General features: G+C 64.2%; 23 protein-coding genes. 13 read left to right on the top strand and 10 right to left on the bottom strand.

From position 1 onward, the window contains the following. Positions 1 to 16 precede the first annotated feature (16 nt). From STROP_RS02745 to STROP_RS26280, 10 genes are all read right to left on the bottom strand, one after another. Positions 17 to 1099: a hypothetical protein gene (locus tag STROP_RS02745; RefSeq protein WP_011904458.1), complete on the bottom strand. Its 1083-nt coding sequence runs from the start codon at positions 1097 to 1099 to the stop codon at positions 17 to 19. A gap of 61 nt (positions 1100 to 1160) precedes the next feature. Continuing rightward, a complete protein-coding gene (locus tag STROP_RS02750) occupies positions 1161 to 1658 on the bottom strand; it encodes a hypothetical protein (protein WP_011904459.1) in 498 nt (165 codons plus the stop codon). A 3-nt stretch (positions 1659 to 1661) separates the two neighbouring features. Further along, complete coding sequence (locus tag STROP_RS02755) at positions 1662 to 2567, bottom strand: VG15 protein (protein WP_238380267.1); 906 nt, start codon at positions 2565 to 2567, stop codon at positions 1662 to 1664. 199 nt (positions 2568 to 2766) lie between these two features. Continuing rightward, the gene (locus STROP_RS02760; RefSeq protein WP_011904461.1) at positions 2767 to 3420 is read right to left on the bottom strand and encodes a hypothetical protein; all 654 of its coding nucleotides are present in this window, start codon (positions 3418 to 3420) and stop codon (positions 2767 to 2769) included. Between the two features lie 77 nt (positions 3421 to 3497). Beyond that, positions 3498 to 4631 (bottom strand): hypothetical protein, encoded by a 1134-nt coding sequence (locus STROP_RS02765; protein WP_011904462.1) that lies wholly within the window; start codon positions 4629 to 4631, stop codon positions 3498 to 3500. Between the two features lie 3 nt (positions 4632 to 4634). After that, the gene (locus STROP_RS02770; RefSeq protein WP_011904463.1) at positions 4635 to 6182 is read right to left on the bottom strand and encodes a phage portal protein; all 1548 of its coding nucleotides are present in this window, start codon (positions 6180 to 6182) and stop codon (positions 4635 to 4637) included. A gap of 33 nt (positions 6183 to 6215) precedes the next feature. Beyond that, a complete protein-coding gene (locus STROP_RS02775; protein WP_238380268.1) occupies positions 6216 to 7925 on the bottom strand; it encodes a terminase in 1710 nt (569 codons plus the stop codon). A 76-nt stretch (positions 7926 to 8001) separates the two neighbouring features. Next, positions 8002 to 8433, bottom strand: a complete 432-nt coding sequence (locus STROP_RS02780) for a phage terminase small subunit (RefSeq protein ID WP_011904465.1) — start codon at positions 8431 to 8433, stop codon at positions 8002 to 8004. A gap of 274 nt (positions 8434 to 8707) precedes the next feature. After that, positions 8708 to 8851 carry an Lsr2 family DNA-binding protein gene (locus tag STROP_RS23515; RefSeq protein ID WP_080516554.1) on the bottom strand — a complete coding sequence of 48 codons (144 nt, stop codon included), beginning with the start codon at positions 8849 to 8851 and terminating at the stop codon, positions 8708 to 8710. Between the two features lie 121 nt (positions 8852 to 8972). After that, on the bottom strand, positions 8973 to 9245 hold the full coding sequence (locus STROP_RS26280; protein ID WP_202944445.1) for an HNH endonuclease: 273 nt from the start codon (positions 9243 to 9245) through the stop codon (positions 8973 to 8975). 1598 nt (positions 9246 to 10843) lie between these two features. Here STROP_RS26280 and STROP_RS02795 point away from each other — a divergent pair. The 13 genes from STROP_RS02795 to STROP_RS02845 all read left to right on the top strand — a co-directional run bounded on the left by STROP_RS02795 (position 10844) and on the right by STROP_RS02845 (position 16833). Continuing rightward, entirely contained in the window at positions 10844 to 11248 is a 405-nt protein-coding gene (locus STROP_RS02795) for a hypothetical protein (protein WP_148217319.1), read from the top strand. A 168-nt stretch (positions 11249 to 11416) separates the two neighbouring features. After that, positions 11417 to 11758 carry a hypothetical protein gene (locus STROP_RS02800; RefSeq protein WP_011904467.1) on the top strand — a complete coding sequence of 114 codons (342 nt, stop codon included), beginning with the start codon at positions 11417 to 11419 and terminating at the stop codon, positions 11756 to 11758. Positions 11759 to 11828: 70 nt separating this feature from the next. Beyond that, positions 11829 to 12074 (top strand): hypothetical protein, encoded by a 246-nt coding sequence (locus STROP_RS02805; RefSeq protein WP_011904468.1) that lies wholly within the window; start codon positions 11829 to 11831, stop codon positions 12072 to 12074. A gap of 79 nt (positions 12075 to 12153) precedes the next feature. Next, complete coding sequence (locus STROP_RS24515) at positions 12154 to 12534, top strand: hypothetical protein (protein ID WP_011904469.1); 381 nt, start codon at positions 12154 to 12156, stop codon at positions 12532 to 12534. 63 nt (positions 12535 to 12597) lie between these two features. Continuing rightward, complete coding sequence (locus tag STROP_RS02810) at positions 12598 to 13173, top strand: hypothetical protein (protein WP_043535150.1); 576 nt, start codon at positions 12598 to 12600, stop codon at positions 13171 to 13173. A gap of 121 nt (positions 13174 to 13294) precedes the next feature. Then, positions 13295 to 13948 carry a hypothetical protein gene (locus tag STROP_RS02815; RefSeq protein ID WP_050764939.1) on the top strand — a complete coding sequence of 218 codons (654 nt, stop codon included), beginning with the start codon at positions 13295 to 13297 and terminating at the stop codon, positions 13946 to 13948. A gap of 84 nt (positions 13949 to 14032) precedes the next feature. After that, positions 14033 to 14422 carry a hypothetical protein gene (locus STROP_RS24520; RefSeq protein ID WP_148217320.1) on the top strand — a complete coding sequence of 130 codons (390 nt, stop codon included), beginning with the start codon at positions 14033 to 14035 and terminating at the stop codon, positions 14420 to 14422. 70 nt (positions 14423 to 14492) lie between these two features. Then, entirely contained in the window at positions 14493 to 14822 is a 330-nt protein-coding gene (locus tag STROP_RS23235) for a hypothetical protein (protein WP_050764942.1), read from the top strand. Then, positions 14822 to 15019: a hypothetical protein gene (locus STROP_RS02825; RefSeq protein ID WP_148217321.1), complete on the top strand. Its 198-nt coding sequence runs from the start codon at positions 14822 to 14824 to the stop codon at positions 15017 to 15019. The genes STROP_RS23235 and STROP_RS02825 overlap by 1 nt, the downstream gene beginning before the upstream one ends. A gap of 299 nt (positions 15020 to 15318) precedes the next feature. Continuing rightward, the gene (locus tag STROP_RS25010; RefSeq protein ID WP_011904472.1) at positions 15319 to 15651 is read left to right on the top strand and encodes a hypothetical protein; all 333 of its coding nucleotides are present in this window, start codon (positions 15319 to 15321) and stop codon (positions 15649 to 15651) included. Further along, a complete protein-coding gene (locus STROP_RS26285; protein WP_043535155.1) occupies positions 15651 to 15920 on the top strand; it encodes a WhiB family transcriptional regulator in 270 nt (89 codons plus the stop codon). The genes STROP_RS25010 and STROP_RS26285 overlap by 1 nt, the downstream gene beginning before the upstream one ends. Positions 15921 to 16468: 548 nt before the next feature. Beyond that, on the top strand, positions 16469 to 16636 hold the full coding sequence (locus STROP_RS26290; RefSeq protein ID WP_420794857.1) for a helix-turn-helix domain-containing protein: 168 nt from the start codon (positions 16469 to 16471) through the stop codon (positions 16634 to 16636). After that, on the top strand, positions 16633 to 16833 hold the full coding sequence (locus STROP_RS02845) for a hypothetical protein (protein WP_043535159.1): 201 nt from the start codon (positions 16633 to 16635) through the stop codon (positions 16831 to 16833). The genes STROP_RS26290 and STROP_RS02845 overlap by 4 nt, the downstream gene beginning before the upstream one ends. Positions 16834 to 16840: the final 7 nt, after the last annotated feature.

The following is a 16840-nucleotide window of genomic DNA, read 5'->3' on the forward strand; positions in this document are numbered from 1 at the left end:
GGACCTCCAGGGGCGGCTACGGGGTGAAGGGGGTGCCCACGCCGGTTGCGGCAACCAGCTGATCAAGCAGACTGCCGGCCGCAGGCGTACCACCCACGCCAGACGGGTCAGCGTTGTTGTCCGCATCCGGCAGCACGTCGGCAGTGGCGTCCAGGTCATAGGCGATGGCCCGGACCAAAAACTCGCCCACCGTATCGCCCTCTCGGATCACGTCCGAGCGGCCAGCGTTCAGCACCACATCCTTGACGGAGCGCACACCGTTGTAGGTGTTAATCACCGACCTCTCAGCGAGAACGGTCGGGTCATAGTCGAGCACCCATCGCGCGGCGACGGATCGTGCGGCAGCGCTGCCGCCAATGCCGCTCTGTGGCACAGAGGGCGCAGCGGTCGACATCACGAACGCGCTCGGCACGAACAGGTAGCCCTGGTCCGCCGGGATTTCCTGGCTGACCACGATATTCATCCCGTATAGGCGCCCGATGGTCGCCTCACGCACGCTCGCTGACGCGATGTCCTGACCCACTGCGTCAGCGAGCACCAGGTGGTCGTCAGCAAGAATCGCCTCTTCGACCGCAGAGCCGATCACGAAGTTCCGCTGGCCGGTCGGCATGCGGAGGCGATTCGCCGCGGCACGCAACTTGATCAGGCTCTGCCGGATTGTCCGCTGGGGCACGCCCGTGCCGCCAATAGTGGCTAGATAGGACTGGCCGGTCACCAGGGCGACCGCCTTGTCCTCCAGCGCCCTGGCGACCGCCTCGGCCTGACTGCGGATAACCCGTGCCCATTCAATGGAGTCCCAGTCCCGCTGTTCGTCCTGGAGCTTGGTGGCCGAATAGGTATTACCCGAGAAAGTCAAGCTGATTTTGCGCTCGGTAAAGGCGTCGAACTGAATTGAGCTGGTCCGCTCGGCGCGGAAGTTCGCGATTTCGTGCGCCGGCAGGATCCCGGGTACCCGTACGTGGACGGTGTCATTCTCGGCGCCTCGGAACTGTTCAAATCCGCTGCGCTGAAAGAGGCCAGGCAGTACCAGGCTCTGCTCGATGACCTCGGCCGCGAGCGCGGCCAGCTTCTGTGGCTTCACGATGGCGTTCAGTGCCATAACTTCCCTTTCGATGCACTAGCGCACTCGCACTAGCGGTTTGAGATAAGAAAGGGGCCGCTTAGAGCAGGCCCTGGCGCATCTTGCGGGCGACCTCAGCCGGGTCGAAGTCGTCGCCGGGCTCGTCGCCCGGGGTTAAACCGCCGCGCAGCGTGCCGGAGAGGGGGAGGGTGTCGCCCCGGTCATCCGGCGGGGTCAGCTTGCGGATTGCCTCGACATGCCCGGTGAGGTCGCCCGGGGTCTCCCAGGTCATCGCCGCGAGGATCGCGGCCTGGTCGTCGGTCAGGCCGCGCGACGCGTTAGCCAGCGCAAGATCGCGCTCCAGCTTGGCGTTTCCCTCACGCAGCTCCTTGACAGCCGCCTCAACTTCCTCGGGAGTCTTGGCCTCTTTAAGGCTGGCCTCGGCCTCACGCAACCGGGTGCGGTAGTTCGCCGCCTCGGCCCGAGTGTCAGCCAGCTCTTTCTTTGCCCAGTCGGGCAGCGAGTCAGTTGAGGTAACCGGGAGCGCCTGGCCCTCGGGAGTGGTGTCACCATTCGTGTCGGGACCGTCTTCCGGCATGCGTCACGCCTCCTGGGCGCTCTGGGCAGCCTCCCGGGCCGCCTTGCGGATGGTGTAGTGGTAGCGGCGCCACGCCTGGCGGGCCGCCTCGCCGCGGAGTCCACGCGTGACCCTCGGCCACAGCTCGGCGTACTCGCGGTTAAGTGCGTACAGATCGCTTTCGTACTGCTCACGGGAGAACACCGGCTCCACAGAGCACTTGCAGTTGTCGTGATAAAGGTCGCCCTCGTCGAACCGGCGCTTCTCGGCCGATCTATAGACCGGGCCGCGACTGATCAACATCGCGCACCAGTCGCACGGCGTCCCGGTGAGGCTGACACGGATGTATCCCAGGACCCGGCGATCCCGCTGGGCGAGGTCCCACACCTTCGAGCGGGCACCGCCCATCGCCACGCGCTCGCTGCTCGCGGCCTGCCGGATGCCAGCCAACCGGTGAGCCTCCCGACGCGCCTCGTCCGCCTGACTGGCTGGGATGTCGGGCTGGAGGTCGCGCACCTTGCGCCGCATCGTGCCGAGGCCAAGGTTGGCGAGAGCTGCCCGGATCTCGGCCTCAGCGGCACGCTCCAGGCGCGCATCGGCTGCACGCCAACCGGGGAGCCGGACAACCCTGACCGTGGTAGCGCCGCCCCGCACCTCGGGATCCCACTGCACATCAGTCCATCGCCGCCTGACGCGACGGCTAGGGCGCTCGCCCGCACTGGGGGTGCCACCACCAGCGACAGCCGCCGTCAGGCCGGCGCGCTGCCGTGCAGAGTGCGGGATACCCAGGGTCAGGGCGTTGATGTCCGCGCGGAGCTGGGCGAGGGTCGTGGTACCGCCCTCAGGGCCGACAGTCTCGCCAGTCCGCAGCGCCCGCACGAGCCGGTAGTAGGCGATAGCAAGTGCCGCGGCTTGCGCTCGCTGCTGCATTACCTGCCTGGCGGCCCGCCCCAACCAGCGGGCCTGCGCTCCCGGCGCCCCTGACGCCGGGACCTCGCCATGCCATGTGGCCAGCGCATTCCGGATGGCACCCGCACCGATCTGATTTAAGGCTAAAACGAAAGCAGTGGTTATCGCATCAGCCTCGGCCGTCCGCTGTGCCTGTGTGAGGGCCACAACCACCTCCGGGTCAGGTCACCTCCAGGGAGGTGATTGATACGACCTGCTGGCCGTCCCAAACGCCCTCGACCGACGCGGTTGCCTCGGCACCACCGACCCAGACCGTGCAGGCCGGGCCGGTGGGCGGCGCCGCGCCCTGCTGGAGGGCGATGATGACGTGCCCCGAGCCGGCGGCAGAACCAAAGTTCCAATCGACGCCAATCGGGACGCCCGCCGGAGGGCCGATCTGAAAGACCAGCGATGGGCCGTTTACGTCGGTGACGAGGCTGATCCACCCGGACCCCGGCGTAATGGTGGATGCCAGGTTTGGGTTTGCCTGCACCGCAGCGAGGACCAGGGTGTCCGCCTCAGTCGGCGTGATGTCGACCGAGGCGGGTGTTGCACTGCTTGAGCGGTGATCGGCTAGGACGACATCGACCACACCGCTTGCGCCCGGCACACGCACCAGCGCCCCGAGAGCGCTCCCCGAGCCGGTGAAGGCCGCCGAAACCCCGGTGAAAGGGGCGGTCGGGCTGCATGTCCATAGTTCGATGCGTCGGCCCGCGCTGCCCGACTTTGGCGCGAAGTCTCGCCGCGTCCATGTATTGCCGCCATCGTCCGTCACAGTGGTGTACGGGTCGGACGCCGAATAGCGCGCGAGCACCAGGACGTAGTGGTTGCCCACCGCCCCGCTCGCCCCGAAAGCTCGGGGGCTGGTACTGCTGGGCCCAAGCGCGTCTAGGACCTCCGGCGCACTCCAGGTCACGCCTCGGTCCTCACGATGACGGTGCCCGCCGGAGTGCCAGACGGCACAGGGTCTCCTGGACCAAGCACCAGGACATCGGCCATCTGAATCGCGGCAGCCGCCCCATCGGACCGCCACAGCCGACCCCACCAGTCCCGCTTGTAGAGCTGAGTGGTGCGACTAGCGTCCTCCAACTCCAGCCACCCGCCATCAGCGGACGCACCAAGATCCGTTCTCGGGATGCCGCGTACCAGCGCATCGGCCTTGTATGCCACATGGGGCGTGCCCCTTAGCCCGCCCCACTCGTTGCGCCATGCCGACAACTCGCCGGCGCCAGTCCCGACATAGATCCGCTCAATATCGGGGTTGCCCACACTGATCGGATAGTCGAGTCGGATGCGCCTCAGGTAGTCCCTTGGCGGGGCAGAGTCGTGCACCGTGTCGACCGCCGAATAGGTGGCGGACAGATCATCCGCCCCACCTGGGGCGTGTGACGATGCGTGTGCGCTCGGTACGGGATCGATCCACTCAGTGTCATGGTCGGTCGCGCTGCCCTTGGCTAGCACCTGGCCCACCGTGCCGCCGGCCGTGACACCCGGGCCGGGGTCGCCCGTAGCGCCCGGCAGTCCCGCTGGCCCCACCAGCCCCAAGAGCCAGTCAGCCTCGGTACCCGAGTAGCCGCCAGCCACCGCGACCTCATAGGCACTCAAGCCCTGGTCGCCCTGCGGGCCGGGCTGCCCAACCTCGTCCAACGCCGCCAGGACATCGGGCGCAAGTTTGACGAGGCCGACCGACCCATCCGGCACAACCCCGGCAGCGGTCTCCGAGAGCGCCTGCCACCAGGCCGCCTCAGGCTCGTCGTCGGGCTGCATGGTCTCGGGGTCCACGTCGACCAGGTCGGCGTATTCAACCGGAGTCTCGGACTCCGGTACCGCGACGGTGCGGGTAACCATGTCGTGGTACCCGATCTCCTGCGCCCGCCAGCGCCATGCCCGGCCGACCGTCGACTCCAGATCCACGGTCGCCTCGGCGGCTCCGTCCAGGTATACGCGGAGACGTGTGCCGAACAGCATCGCGCCTGAGTAACGCTGGAGTGCGACGTATTCGGCCGTGGGGTTGGTTTCGCTCAGGGTGATATGGACTGTTGTCACGCGCTACTCCTCTCCGGGTGCAGGCGCATCGCCACCTGGCGTCGCCCGGATTAGGGCATCGGCCATGCGGTCCTCCGGGCTGTCCTCTTTGAGGATTCGCGCCCAATCCTCCAGCTCCTGCCGGGTGACGTTGGGCACGCGGGGCCAAAGGCCCCGGCGCGGAATTCCAAGCTGTTCGGCCATCTTGCCGAGCCCATCCGCAACAGCACCGAGGGACTTCATTTCCATGTCGCGCCAAATGACCTCGCCCAGGTAGTTCTGCGCAAGCGATAGATCGCCAGACAGTTCGGCGGCCAGTCGGAAAACCCGCTCCCAACTCTCGCCAAACAACTTCCGAAACTCCTCAACCTTGCGGGCGAGAGCAGTTTCAGCGGCCTGAAGCGCCTCAGCGCTCAGATTTGCAATCTGGCCCAGCAGGTGATGCGGCGGGACCTGAGCGAGTGCGGAAAACTGCCGGAAAGACATGTCGAGTGAGTCGATGAACCCGCCGAGCGGTGTAGCGTCAAGGCTGCCCCACTTTGACTGGGGATCCTTAGCGAACAGGAAGCGCCGGGCAGAAATGTCCACCTGCTCATAAACGTGTTGGCCCGTGACTGGGTCCACTACCGGCGCGGTATCCAGGATGACGCGCTGCCCGTTGTCATCCAGCACCCACCCGTCACGATCAACCGCCCGACCGAGGGAGTCCACGCCGGCCACTGCCGGCTCGTCCGGGTACGTGTAGGGCTCCTGGCCCCGCTGATGCACCGGGCGCGTCTTGAGTGGGGGTGCCATGCCCGTGGCCGTGCGCACAGTGAACGACCCATAGGTTTGGGCCACCAGTAAGTCAAACACGGTCTGGTTGATGCGATTCTGAAGCGCAATCATTGGCTCGATGACGCCGAGGGTTCGGCCCTCCAGGTCCACGCACGATGCAAAACGCGTGACGGGGCACTCGCTGGATCCGTGCACGCGCTTGCCGGTGATACCAACACTCGTTGCGTCGGTTAGCGAACGGAACGTGATAGTGTACTCACGCCTGCCGTCCCACATTCGCGCACTACCGCGCGACCCCTTGTCACCAGGCTTCGGCCACTGCGTGACCGTGATGGCTGCAACCGGCGCGTCGTCGTTAGCCGGGTCGTCGTATACCGCAACCGTGCGCAAGGGGCTAAGACCCTTGCTACGCACCCGACCTGCCTGCCGTTCAGTCAGCACGAAGGAGTGGCCGTACGCCAGGGCGGCGCGGTGGACGGCGGTCTGACGCGCGTCCAGCCGACTCTCCTGCCAGTGCAGCCACTCGGGCAACACCGTGTCATCCGCGACCCGATCCGTCCCGCCGCGCCGGTAGTTGTCCACATAGAGGGCCTGGGCTGGCGTCCCCACCAGAATAAGGCTCATATTGGTGATGGCCCGCCTTGCCAAGAGCCGATATTCGGCATCGGCCCTAGCCGGCATGTACGGGTCGTCATGCCGTCCATTCAGGTAGTCGTCGACCCGCCGCAGTGTCGGCAGGTCGCGTTCCAGAATTGCCAGCAGTTCGGCCGCCAGAGCCCTCGGCGCGGTTGTCATATTGCCCCCCTTGGCGCTCACTGGCGGTTTCGGCTAGTAGGCCCACATTTCGGTAGAGCGCGAGCGTTCTTCCTGCTTGGTGGTCATGTTGCGGAGATCGCACATCGCCTCATGGGCCAGCAGCCAGGCCGCATAAGCGTCAACTTTGCGCTGCGACTTCGCGCCCTCCTTGCCGAAGCTCACGCCATGGCTGTTCGTTCGCCGTCGCGCATTGCCGGCATGCCGGCGCAACGTCGCATCGCCGTCGAAATGGATGTTCTGCCTCGCGATAGCGTCCATTAGCCGCTCGTGCGCCAACGTGGCGCGCTTCTGGGACCGCATGTCCCAGCCGATCGGACTATCCGGACTGGCTTTTCGAGTCAGCCCTTGCCCATAAGCTTTATTCCACAGGGAGATGTAGCTCTCCCAGTAGCTGACATCAGCGTAGAATGCCTTGACCTTGTAGAGGCGGAATGTGTCGTGCACCTCCGAGTCAACGCGCTCGTGGGGGACCATCCAGGGCTCGTCTTCGGGCCACCGCGCGGGCCGCTCCCAGACAGCGAGCAAAAAGGCGCACGCGTCCGAAAGCCGAATGGCTACGAGAGCGGTCGAGTCATCCGTCTTACCGCCATCGAAGCCAAGGACAACTTCGTCCCCCACCTTCAGCTCGGCGTCAGCGCGCTCGATAGCCTTCAGGTCCTCGATCCTGTAAACGGCGTCTTCGACGGCATCGATTTGGTTCAGCCACATTCGCCGCGACCGACTGGGCGACAGCGTCTTGTTTTGAATCGACTTGATGATCGTATCGACCCGTAGCCAGACCGCATCACCACGGATCTTCGGGAGCGTGACCTCCAGGCCGTCAATTGTCAGCGGTGTCTGCGCGTCCGCTTCTACTGAGTCGTAGTAGAGGCCAACGTCCGGCGCCAGGCCATCACAGATATCCTCGTACGCTAGGCGCATCCGCTCGGCAACAGAATCCTCACCAGACAAATAAGCATTCGTGATGGCTAGATACCGTGAATCCTTTTTCGTGGTGTTTCCATCAATGGTCTCGTACATGGCGTGACCGTTGTTGCCCTTGATCCAGTGATGCGTCTCGTTTAGCAGCACAAAGGTGCTTCGGCCGCCTTCGAGTGTGCGAGGGTTTGAGGTCACCGCCTCAATTCTCCGTCGACCCCGGTCGGCCCGAATCAGCTCATTACCTGGCTTAACGCCGTAGTCCTGGATTAGCCGCCTGCTCATCATCACCGGCAGCAGCGTCATGGTGTTCTTCGTTTGCTCGCGGCTAACGGCGGCAATCTGGACCCATGCGGCAGGCATCTGCCGCCCGATTGCGTCCCGCCCCGGGCGCAACCGGGGGTTGCGCTTGGCGTCCTCCCCGGTGGCCCACCGCGCGAATCGTGCCGGCCCCACGAACTCGACTAGGCACAGAATCGCGCCAACGGGGTCTTTGCCCCACCCTTTTAGGCGTTGGAGAACGCCCGTCCGATGGGCGAAGCGTCCAGCGTCATCTATCGCGAACCACCAGAGCAGGAAGCGGCGCTGCTCTGCCGTCAGCCTGAAGCGCTGCCCCTCCTCGTCCAGGAGGTATTCCCCAACCCACCGAATCACGTCCCAACCCAACGTGCGCTCAGGGAGTAGCCAGTCGTCACAACCGAATCCGCACTTGGTGAGGCCAGCGGCGTGACAGAGCGGGCCATTGTGGCGCCACGTCATGCCGTGATATGTGGGTTGGAGTGCGTCGATCTCCTCACGCGTCATCGCGGATCTGACCATGGCTGTCCTCCGGCCCGCGCCGACAGACGGGACAGCGCACCCAGGGCGCAGTGCCTGTCTGTCAGCTCACGAGCCGAAGACCCGGCCCGTCGTCCTCCATGTAGTGCGCAATGCCGTCGTCCTCGGCGCTCTCGACCTCCAGCTCCACGCGCACGCGGCGCCTATCGCCCTCGGCTACCAGCAGTCGCTCAAAGCTGCTCATGATGGTTTGCAGCATCTGGCCAGACCTTTTGCGGCCGTCCTTGTAATGAGAGAGGTCATCGCAGAGTGAGTACAGGAGCGCTATGTCGCTCTGCTGGTAAAAGTCCGCCTGGCCCGAAAGCTGGCAGGCGTCCCAGAGCATGCGGGCGATGTCATGCCAGCCCTCGTCCGGCTGAGGCCAGACCACCGGGCGAGCCTTGCCCTTGGTGATATCCGGACGACCACCGCGATTAGCGTCACGGTCACGAGATAGATCCTCGCTCCGATTCGGTACGGGACCGCGGCTTCCCATGGACCCACCTCCTCGCGGAGTCGGGCGCCGTCACCAGATCTCCAGTGTGATATGCGGCAGAAACCAAATCAGGAAGGCGCCCAGCGCGGCGATGAGTCCCCACTCACCGCGACTAAGACCCCGACCCTTCTTGGCCTTGATCCAGTGCCGCGTAGCCTCGCTGAGCGTGTCCCCCGGGCGGCGCCGGACTAGGGCCAGCCCTTCCATGACCGCGAAACTCGCGGCCACAACCGCTAGCCAGATGGCCCAAGCCCACCGCCAGCGGCTCTTGTACTCAGCCAAGCCGGCGACCGGTCGCAGCGGCATAGGCGTCCTTGATCTCAGCGGACAATCGCCCCCGCGTGCCCACGGGCCACCCGCTTGAGCGCGCCCACTCGCGGACATCGGCCGGGGTGGCGGTCTGGGTCTCAGTGCTCATCTGGAGCTCCTTGCGGCTGGTAAGCGGCCCTGGACCAAGTGGGCCAGGCAGGTGGTTGCCCCCGCAGTCGACCCGGAGAGGGGCGGGGACTGCGGGGGCGGGGCAACGGAGAGCAGGACGCTCAATCCATCGCCGAGCGGGCGCCCCTGGGGGCGCTCTCGCCCTGCTGCAAGCGCCACAGCTCGGCCGGGTGCGGCTCGGGCGGAAGTGTTGCGCGAGCCCTATGCCTATACCGTGCTGCTGCGCCCTCTTGACCGCTCTTCCGGTTATGGCATTCTGTGCAAGCCGGTCTTAGGTTCTTAAGAGTGTGGTCATCTCCCCGCCGGATATGGTCTACATCTGTCGCGGGCTTACCACATCTACGAAAGGATCCGTCGAGTCGCTTGACAATCACCAGACAACGCCTACCCTTTAAGCGATAGACTTCTGCCTTGATGGCTCTCCAGTTAACCGGTAAACGGCTACGCCTGTCGGACCCGTTCCATGCCAACAGGTCACCTCAATTTGCTAATGCCCGGTCATGTTAACGAATATCTACATGATAGTCATGAACCCGGGCTAGTATTTTGAACCAACCATCCCACCCCCATGGGGAGATAGCCGCTAACAGTAACGTCGATGTCGGGTTCGAGCTGGAACCTCTACATCTTCAACTCTCTAGCTTCCCACCCTTTCCGGGGTTAGCAAGATAGCTGCAACCAGCATTACTGTTTACTAAGATCTTTACCCTTCTACTTATAGATCGGGGACCGGAGGCCGTTTCTTGCGTCTAGAGATCAACTAGGGTAGCGAAATGTCGCCCGCAGCACCCAGGGGGCGCGGGGGTGGGCTGGGACTACTGTGTTCGACCAGCGGCACAGTAATGTCCGATAATACCGGATTCACCCGGACTTAATCGAGCTTATAACCTGCGCAAGATCTCGGCTCCTATACCTGCCGGTGACCCCTGACGACCCGGCAGCGGGTCATACCCCCACCCTGAACAGGCATAACGCCGTGAGAGCCACGGAGAGCGCGTCAGATCGACGGTTGACTACCCGAGATGCCGCTTACGCCTAAAGTCCGGCCAGAGGGCATCTCAGACCCGCTAGTGGCCTAACCGTGAGTGTGAGCCGTGCCCGTTGTCGTGCGGCCTCGCGTGCGCGTGCGTGTGGTGGGTAGGCATCAGCCAAACGGGTACCGCTAGTGTGAGCGAATGGGGGAACCGCTAGACCGGGCCACCCCCGTAATGTCGTTCCCGTTCCGCCGGATAGCGACAACGGCCGGCGGGATGGCCGGATCAGAAAGAGCCGGCCTAGCTGACAAAACAAGAGCGGTTGGCTGCAAGTTAAGCCGGGGTGCCTATGGGAAAAGATGGCACGAAGCGGGGGTCACATCCTTACCGTCCGAACGGGTTGACGAAAAGCGAGCCAAACCGTTAGTGTGAGTCGGCAACACAGAAGGGACGCGCTCCGGCGCTAGCCCTTCCCCCGCACGGGGGGACCTGCACAGCAGGAGTACCGGAGATCAGATAGACCCGTGAGCAAGCGCGCGGGGAAAGCGGGACCGCTGGAATGCCGGCGGATCAGCGCTCCCTGCCTAGGCAGTCGGACGGGTAAACGGCGCACCCGCTAGGTCGGGCACAATCCAGCGCCACACGCTATAGCGGCATTCCGCTAGTGTGAGCAACGGGGCGGTAAGTCCTCTCGGATCAGGTGCGACGCCTAGGCGGCTTGTGGTCTCGGAAGCCCTTGTCTAACCGCCGGGTTCAGCCTCCCGGGTACGACCGGGACCGGGAGGCAGTGAGCGCGAGGCCCGGTCGCATCTACAAACGGAGTCGCGCACTGCCTAGCTTGTGTTGGGCAGTGCGCGGCTCGGGGTCACGACGCCCCCGCCGCTAGGCGGGGTGTGGGGTGGGTGAGGCGGCACTAGCCGACATCGGGGTGCCGCCGATCCCCACGGGTTCGATTCCCGGCGTGACCACTCGGCAGATTGAAAGCCGGGAGGAGTGATATGGAGATCACCACCAACCACACACTTGCCGCCGCAATACAAGGTGGCCCGGACATCCTGGCCGCATTGACCTTTACGGGATCATGGGCTGCCGGTCAGGCTCTGGCCTGGCCCGGAAGTCCTGTGCGGTACACGGTTACGGATGGCGCGCACGTGGTCCGAGGCGCGGACATCTTCGCGCCGATGGGCTGGCGAGCGAGCGCTAACGACATTCTGCGGAGCGTGTGCTCCTTTCTGGCGCATGAGGTCGAACACGCGGGTGCGCATGACCGGGGGCTATGGGGTGCGCCTTGTCCGGAGTACGGCGTGCACTGCCCGGCCTTGGACGAGGACAGGATCTCGATCCTGGCGCAAATGGTTGACACCCTTGACATGTTTGCGTGTTCCTCGGATGAGTTTGACTGAAACCGCTAGTGAGAGTGTCAAAGTTTGGCGCCATCCGCATTCTGCTGACAGGTGTAGGTGGTTGCCGGGGTGAGCGGTAGCCACGCCGCGCACCGGAGTGCAAGCCTCCGGCACCCACGTAGGCGCACATGAGAGGGGATCGTAGTGACGCGTCTAGGTGCACGACGAGTGTTCGGGATGTGGTGGGGCGGGCCTGGCTACAGCCATGGTGACTTCCCCGACAGCCTGGAGTCATGGCCAACCATAACTGCCGCCGGCTATTCCCTGAGGGAACGCTTTGAAATGGGCAGGGATTGGCGGTATACGCCGCAGAAGGTCGCGCTCGGCGACGACGGGATCGCTATCCCCACCGTAACGGAGTCCTTCGACATGCCTTGCGTGACGTTCGAATGCTATCTCGACGTCTATCCGGCCGAGCGGGTTGGCCGCATTGGCTGGCGCGTGGGAAACGAGCCCGCTATTCGACTTCGGCTCGGCCCGAGGCTCGGAATCCGCCGGGAGAACTTCTGACGCACCCGAAAGGAAACGAGGGGACTGGCATGCCCCTCCTGATGACGGCTGCCATCGCGAGGAGAGAGTGATGCCAAGAGAGGTCAAGCACCCGAAGTTCGGCTACACCAGCACCGTCTACACGCTGGACGATCTGATTGAGCGGCTGAAGGGGCTTCGCGGTGAGCACGGTGGCAGCCTGGCCGTGGCCTGTGAGAAGGACTCGTCCGACTCGGTGCACCTGCTCGACAGCCTCGGCAGGTACTACGACGCCGAACAGGCTTGGGATGACGACGCGCACCTAGGGGCCGCGATCGTGCTTTCGATCAACGACTAACCACGCCGAAACCCTCGCGAGGGGGTCGGGCGGGCTGGCATTCCGCTCCTGATGATGGCTGCCGATAGGGAGGTCGAAAGTGATTGAAATCGAACAGGCGCGTGAACTGCTGGCCAAGGCAGTAGAAACGCAGGGCTGGGATTTCGTGTACAACCCGGGCGGAAATGGCCCCTGCAAGTACGAACCGATTTCTGTACACGAGGCTGGAGGCAACCCAGACGACCCCCGCACAAAGACCGGGTGCCTGATCGGGGTGGTGCTGGGAATGGTTGATGAGAATCGTCACCGAGGACTCTCGAACACCATTGACGCCCTCGGGGAAGGCGCACTGCGCGGGCTGATGTCCCACGAAACAACTCGGTATTTCCGCGTTGCTCAGCACGCGCAAGATGCCGGACGCACCTGGGGCGCGGCGTACGACGCGGCCGAGGCTCACTACCGAGCCCACTACGCCCGCTGAAGCCGAAACACCCCTAAGGGTGCCTGAGCAAATCGACGCGGCCAAGACCTTGACTGAATCAGCATGAGAAAGGGCAGCATGGAAGCCAAGACTGACTACACGTCCGCCTACGAGGTGCGGGAAGGAAGGGTGCACGTTACGATCCGGGCCGCCGAGGAGCGAACTCACTCCCTGGGGCTCTGGGGAGATCGGGTTACTGAACTCTGGCCACGGGTCGAGCTGCACACGGACCATGAGCCCAGCGCACGAGAACCGTACGGATTCGTCAAAATCCGCGGCCGTGACTATCGCCTCCACACCCTGGTTCAGCAGGTGCCAGAAGGGCAGCGTTGGAACGACCGCCTGGGGAGCGAGGTTGTCTGGCGGCACGAAAGCCACCCGTACAGGGGTGGCTATGTCAATGGAAACCTTCTGCCGGTCGGCTTTGACAGTAAGGCGCGGGAGCGGCTGTGTGAGATCGAAATCGAGGTGTTAACCCTATTCGAGGCATTCTGCCCTGACTGGCAGCGCATCAGCGCGCGCTTGGGGTTAGAGGCACAGCGGTCCTCGCAGGAACACAAGACCCGCCTTGCTCACAAGGAGATGGCCCAGGCAGAAGAGAAGATCGCGGAGATCAACAAGCGTATCGCGGAGCTTTAGGCGGGAAACCGCTAGTGAGCGGACGGGCGAGTGGTAACCAAGCCCGCACCGGAGTGCAAGCCTCCGGCGTCCACGTAGGCAGACGAGAGAGCCGGGGCACTACTTGCCAAGGAGGATCCGGATGGCGAACCCGATGCAGGCTCGCAGTCAGGGACAAACCCTGAACGAGTTGGTCAATAGCACCATGGCAGAGCTAGGAGGGGTATTCGAGTGCATGGGGTGGGCTGAGGACGAAATCGCGAGCGCGATTCGACGTCATCCTGGCCAACGCGATGCGCTATTCCACGCTTTCTCGCTCATCAAGCCTCGCGACGAACTCGGGATCGGTATGGGTACCGAATTTGTGGTCCGCTCCCATATGGCCGAGTTGCTGGAGCGCGTCGCCGTGGGCGGTGACACCCGGCCGGCTACGGCGGCCGAGATGTGCCTGATGGTTGGTGAGGTGTCTCAACGCGTGCCGTTGAACAGCGCTGCTGCTGGGCTGTACTTTCGCCTGTGGTTCAGCGCATTTCCGAGCCACCCGCTCGCGACAGAGCACTTGCCGGACCAAGTGCACTATGAACGACTGCACCAAACCCAGATCGACGATCTCGAAAGCGATCTAGCGGCTCGCGGTGGCGACCAGTATCGCCAGTTGAAGAGCGTCGATTGTCGTGGATGGCACCACGGTGAGCGCGTCAATTGCCGGTATGCGAGCCGCGCGCATGGAGGGCACGAAGCCCGGGGGTCGGGCCGCCCTGGCCGGAAGCGCATCGCTTCGATGCGAAACCGCTAGTGAGCGGACGGGCGAGCGGTATCCAAGCCCACACCGGAGTGCAAGCCTCCGGCGTCCACGTTGGCAATGATTGGAGGAGGGTTTGTGGCTGAATATGTGATCGATGGACTTGCCACCTTTGTAGCGCGAGTGCGGGCCGACTCCCACGAGGATGCGGCGGAACTCGTTCGCAGTATGCAGGGGGTTGAGCCAGCTCTGGCGGTAGGGCAGTACGTCGAAATTTCCGAGCTGTCCTGGGGCGTCGCGTTGGGCGTGGAATTGATGTTCCCTTATGGAGGCGATCGAGACGATCCACCACCAGTAGCGACGGATCGGATAGTTCGCTACAGCGCCGAGGATGCAGCCATGTTGGCGGGCTTGGCTGAAAGCGCCGACAAGGCGGCAGAGGGGGATTCAAACGATAGGGAAATAGGGAGGCTTCGGGCGGCACTTAATGTGGCCCTGGGGATGCTCAGTATCCCGAGAGTGTCGTAGTGGGGGCGAAAGGCCCCCGCCGGAGTGCAAGCCTCCGTCGCCCACGCAAGCAATGAGTAGAGGAGTAGCTATGGCTGAGTATCTGACGCGAGCGGAGATCCGGAACTACCCGATCAGCACAGGGGTAGCCGTCGACCTGGAGCGACTGGTGAGCTCCAGCCCGCCCAACGTCGGGAAGTCCCCCGGCAGCGTAAAGGATGTAGCCGTGGGTCAGGTCGCCTACGTCCACAGCATGGGCGCGTATCGCAGGGGTGTCATCACTCGGGTTGGCAGAAAGCTCGTCACCGTCACCTTCACCACGCGGGGTGCGATGATCCGCGGTGGGGACATCCGCGTCACCAGCAAGGCGGCCCCCTTGGACGAAATTCGTATCGCACCCTCCCAAAGTGGGGTGGAGTGATGGCGGGCCTGGAGCTGGAGCTGCAAACGGTCGGGGACGGCTATGTCTACCTAGCTCCGGCGGGGGCGGGCGTGTATGTACTGGGCGTCACTGCCGAAGGCTCAGGGGAGAGCGGGGGCGAGGTGCATCTCACGCCAGACGACCTGCTGACCCTCATCTGGCACATGTCACAGATACTCCTGGTGTCGCGTAGCTGACCCCACTCTACGGACCGCTGCCGTACGCTGCCCGCCGGTGATACCGAGGGGGTGAAACATTGGCAAAGGTGCAGCGGGTGGTATCGGTGCCGCCGATCAACTGGCTCAAGGAGATTGTGTTGATCATCCTGACCGGCGGGCTGTGGAGCATTGTCACAATTAAGCGGATCATAAGCCGCGCGGCTACGCGCTAGCGGAACTATCAGGGCGAGTGGGTCTGGCCGCCGTCCGGGGTTCGAGCCCCCGGCGCCCTACTTCCTACTTCCCCAAAAGATCTTTCTACCAAGGGAGCGCAAACCGTGAGTGAGAGCCATGGGCGAGAGTTTTCCGACGAGCAGTGGGCTGTGCTGGAGCAGATCGTGGAGGGGTTGAGCTTGTCGGACGCGGAGAAGCGCCTGCTGGCGGGTCACGCCGACCCGGACGCCGCCTGCGTTCTGAATGCGGTGGGGAAGATGCTGATGTTTGGCGTTGACCCCGTAGAGCTGTGCTTTGTTGTGGGGGTGTCCGTTGCACGCACAAATCCTGCCCAGGTGCGGGGGTTGGTTGGCCGGGTGGTGAACGGGGTTGCGAGGGGGCTTATAAACGACCTGGTGGGAGGGCTCGACTTTCCGGATTCGGAGGGAAACCGCTAGTGAGCGCAATCGATTGCAACGTCTATCCGGACCTGTTCTTCGCCACCAAGCCGGGTTTGGTTGCGCGGGCCAAAAAGCTATGCGCCGGGTGCCCCATCCAGACGGAGTGCCAGGAGTGGGGCAGGACGGAGGAGTACGGCGTCTGGGGTGGCACGTCGGCGCGCGACCGCCGACGCACCCAAGCCGGCGGAACCAACGGCCCAACGTTGAGTGACCGGCTTGACGCGCAGATTTTGACTGCTCGGAACCGAAAGCAACGGGTGGCGTGATGGTCTGCGAGGTCAAGGGGTGCGGGCGGGGGGTGGCAGCGCGGGGGTGGTGCGCCCTGCACTGGCGCCGCTGGCGGGTCCATGGCGACCCGCTGACGGTGCTACCGCGGTCGGGAGGGCGTCGACCCAAGCCGCCCAAACCATGCTCGATCGAAGGGTGTGAGGGCCCGTGCCACGCACGGGGTTGGTGCATGACGCACTATCAGCGGTGGCTCAGGACGGGCGACACGCGCGACTCTCGTGCAGGTAGATCTCTGTGCGGGTTGCCCGGCTGCGGGCGTCAGCACTATGGGCGCGGGTGGTGCAAGCGCCATCATCGGCGCTGGGAGGTCAGCGGAGATCCGCTCGGCGCGGACCGTCCGGCAAACCACGCCTGCCCCGAAACCCTGGCGCTCTGGCACTGCACCACTCCGCTAGTGCGAGCAGACATTCGGGCCTGTATGACGGCGTGGAGCCTCGGCAGATGGGGTGATGTGACCCTGTACGCCCGGCGGGCGCGGGGGCACGGTCGAAGCCTCTCCCGCCTGGAGCGAGAGGTGGTCGACGGAATGCTAGCCGACTGCCGCAAGAACTGGGTCGAGTCTGCACCGTTAGTGGCTGAGTTGGCCGAGTCGGGCCTGTCTGTCTCCGAAATCAGCGCCCAGCTCGGAGTGAGCGAAAGAACAGTGTATCGCAAACGGGCACAACACCGAAGCCTTAAGGAGGGAAGAACGTGATCATCATGTATATCGTCATCGGTCTGCTCTTGGTCAGCCTGGGTGCCCTCCTTGCCGTGGTTACCGGCTGGGTCATCGACTATGAGCGCGAGAGGCGCCAGGAGCCTTTGACGCGGCCTCACTGGTCCGAGCAAGTGACAGTGCGGATTCCGGTGGTGGAGCCGGCGCGATACGTCCCCCGGCATCGGCGGGCATGAACGGAGG

Origin of the sequence: Salinispora tropica CNB-440, assembly GCF_000016425.1 — a bacterium.
GTDB classification, from domain to species: Bacteria; Actinomycetota; Actinomycetes; order Mycobacteriales; family Micromonosporaceae; genus Micromonospora; species Micromonospora tropica.

What these genes read in the sequence shown, in the direction of transcription:
- STROP_RS02745 (WP_011904458.1), bottom strand. Translation starts at nt 1,099, where the DNA reads ATGGCACTGAACGCCATCGTGAAGCCACAGAAGCTGGCCGCGCTCGCG.
- STROP_RS02750 (WP_011904459.1), bottom strand. Translation starts at nt 1,658, where the DNA reads ATGCCGGAAGACGGTCCCGACACGAATGGTGACACCACTCCCGAGGGC.
- STROP_RS02755 (WP_238380267.1), bottom strand. Translation starts at nt 2,567, where the DNA reads ATGCAGCAGCGAGCGCAAGCCGCGGCACTTGCTATCGCCTACTACCGG.
- STROP_RS02770 (WP_011904463.1), bottom strand. Translation starts at nt 6,182, where the DNA reads ATGACAACCGCGCCGAGGGCTCTGGCGGCCGAACTGCTGGCAATTCTG.
- STROP_RS02775 (WP_238380268.1), bottom strand. Translation starts at nt 7,925, where the DNA reads ATGACGCGTGAGGAGATCGACGCACTCCAACCCACATATCACGGCATG.
- STROP_RS02780 (WP_011904465.1), bottom strand. Translation starts at nt 8,433, where the DNA reads ATGGGAAGCCGCGGTCCCGTACCGAATCGGAGCGAGGATCTATCTCGT.
- STROP_RS23515 (WP_080516554.1), bottom strand. Translation starts at nt 8,851, where the DNA reads ATGAGCACTGAGACCCAGACCGCCACCCCGGCCGATGTCCGCGAGTGG.
- STROP_RS02795 (WP_148217319.1), top strand. Translation starts at nt 10,844, where the DNA reads ATGGAGATCACCACCAACCACACACTTGCCGCCGCAATACAAGGTGGC.
- STROP_RS02805 (WP_011904468.1), top strand. Translation starts at nt 11,829, where the DNA reads ATGCCAAGAGAGGTCAAGCACCCGAAGTTCGGCTACACCAGCACCGTC.
- STROP_RS02810 (WP_043535150.1), top strand. Translation starts at nt 12,598, where the DNA reads ATGAGAAAGGGCAGCATGGAAGCCAAGACTGACTACACGTCCGCCTAC.
- STROP_RS02815 (WP_050764939.1), top strand. Translation starts at nt 13,295, where the DNA reads ATGGCGAACCCGATGCAGGCTCGCAGTCAGGGACAAACCCTGAACGAG.
- STROP_RS23235 (WP_050764942.1), top strand. Translation starts at nt 14,493, where the DNA reads ATGGCTGAGTATCTGACGCGAGCGGAGATCCGGAACTACCCGATCAGC.
- STROP_RS02825 (WP_148217321.1), top strand. Translation starts at nt 14,822, where the DNA reads ATGGCGGGCCTGGAGCTGGAGCTGCAAACGGTCGGGGACGGCTATGTC.
- STROP_RS26290 (WP_420794857.1), top strand. Translation starts at nt 16,469, where the DNA reads ATGCTAGCCGACTGCCGCAAGAACTGGGTCGAGTCTGCACCGTTAGTG.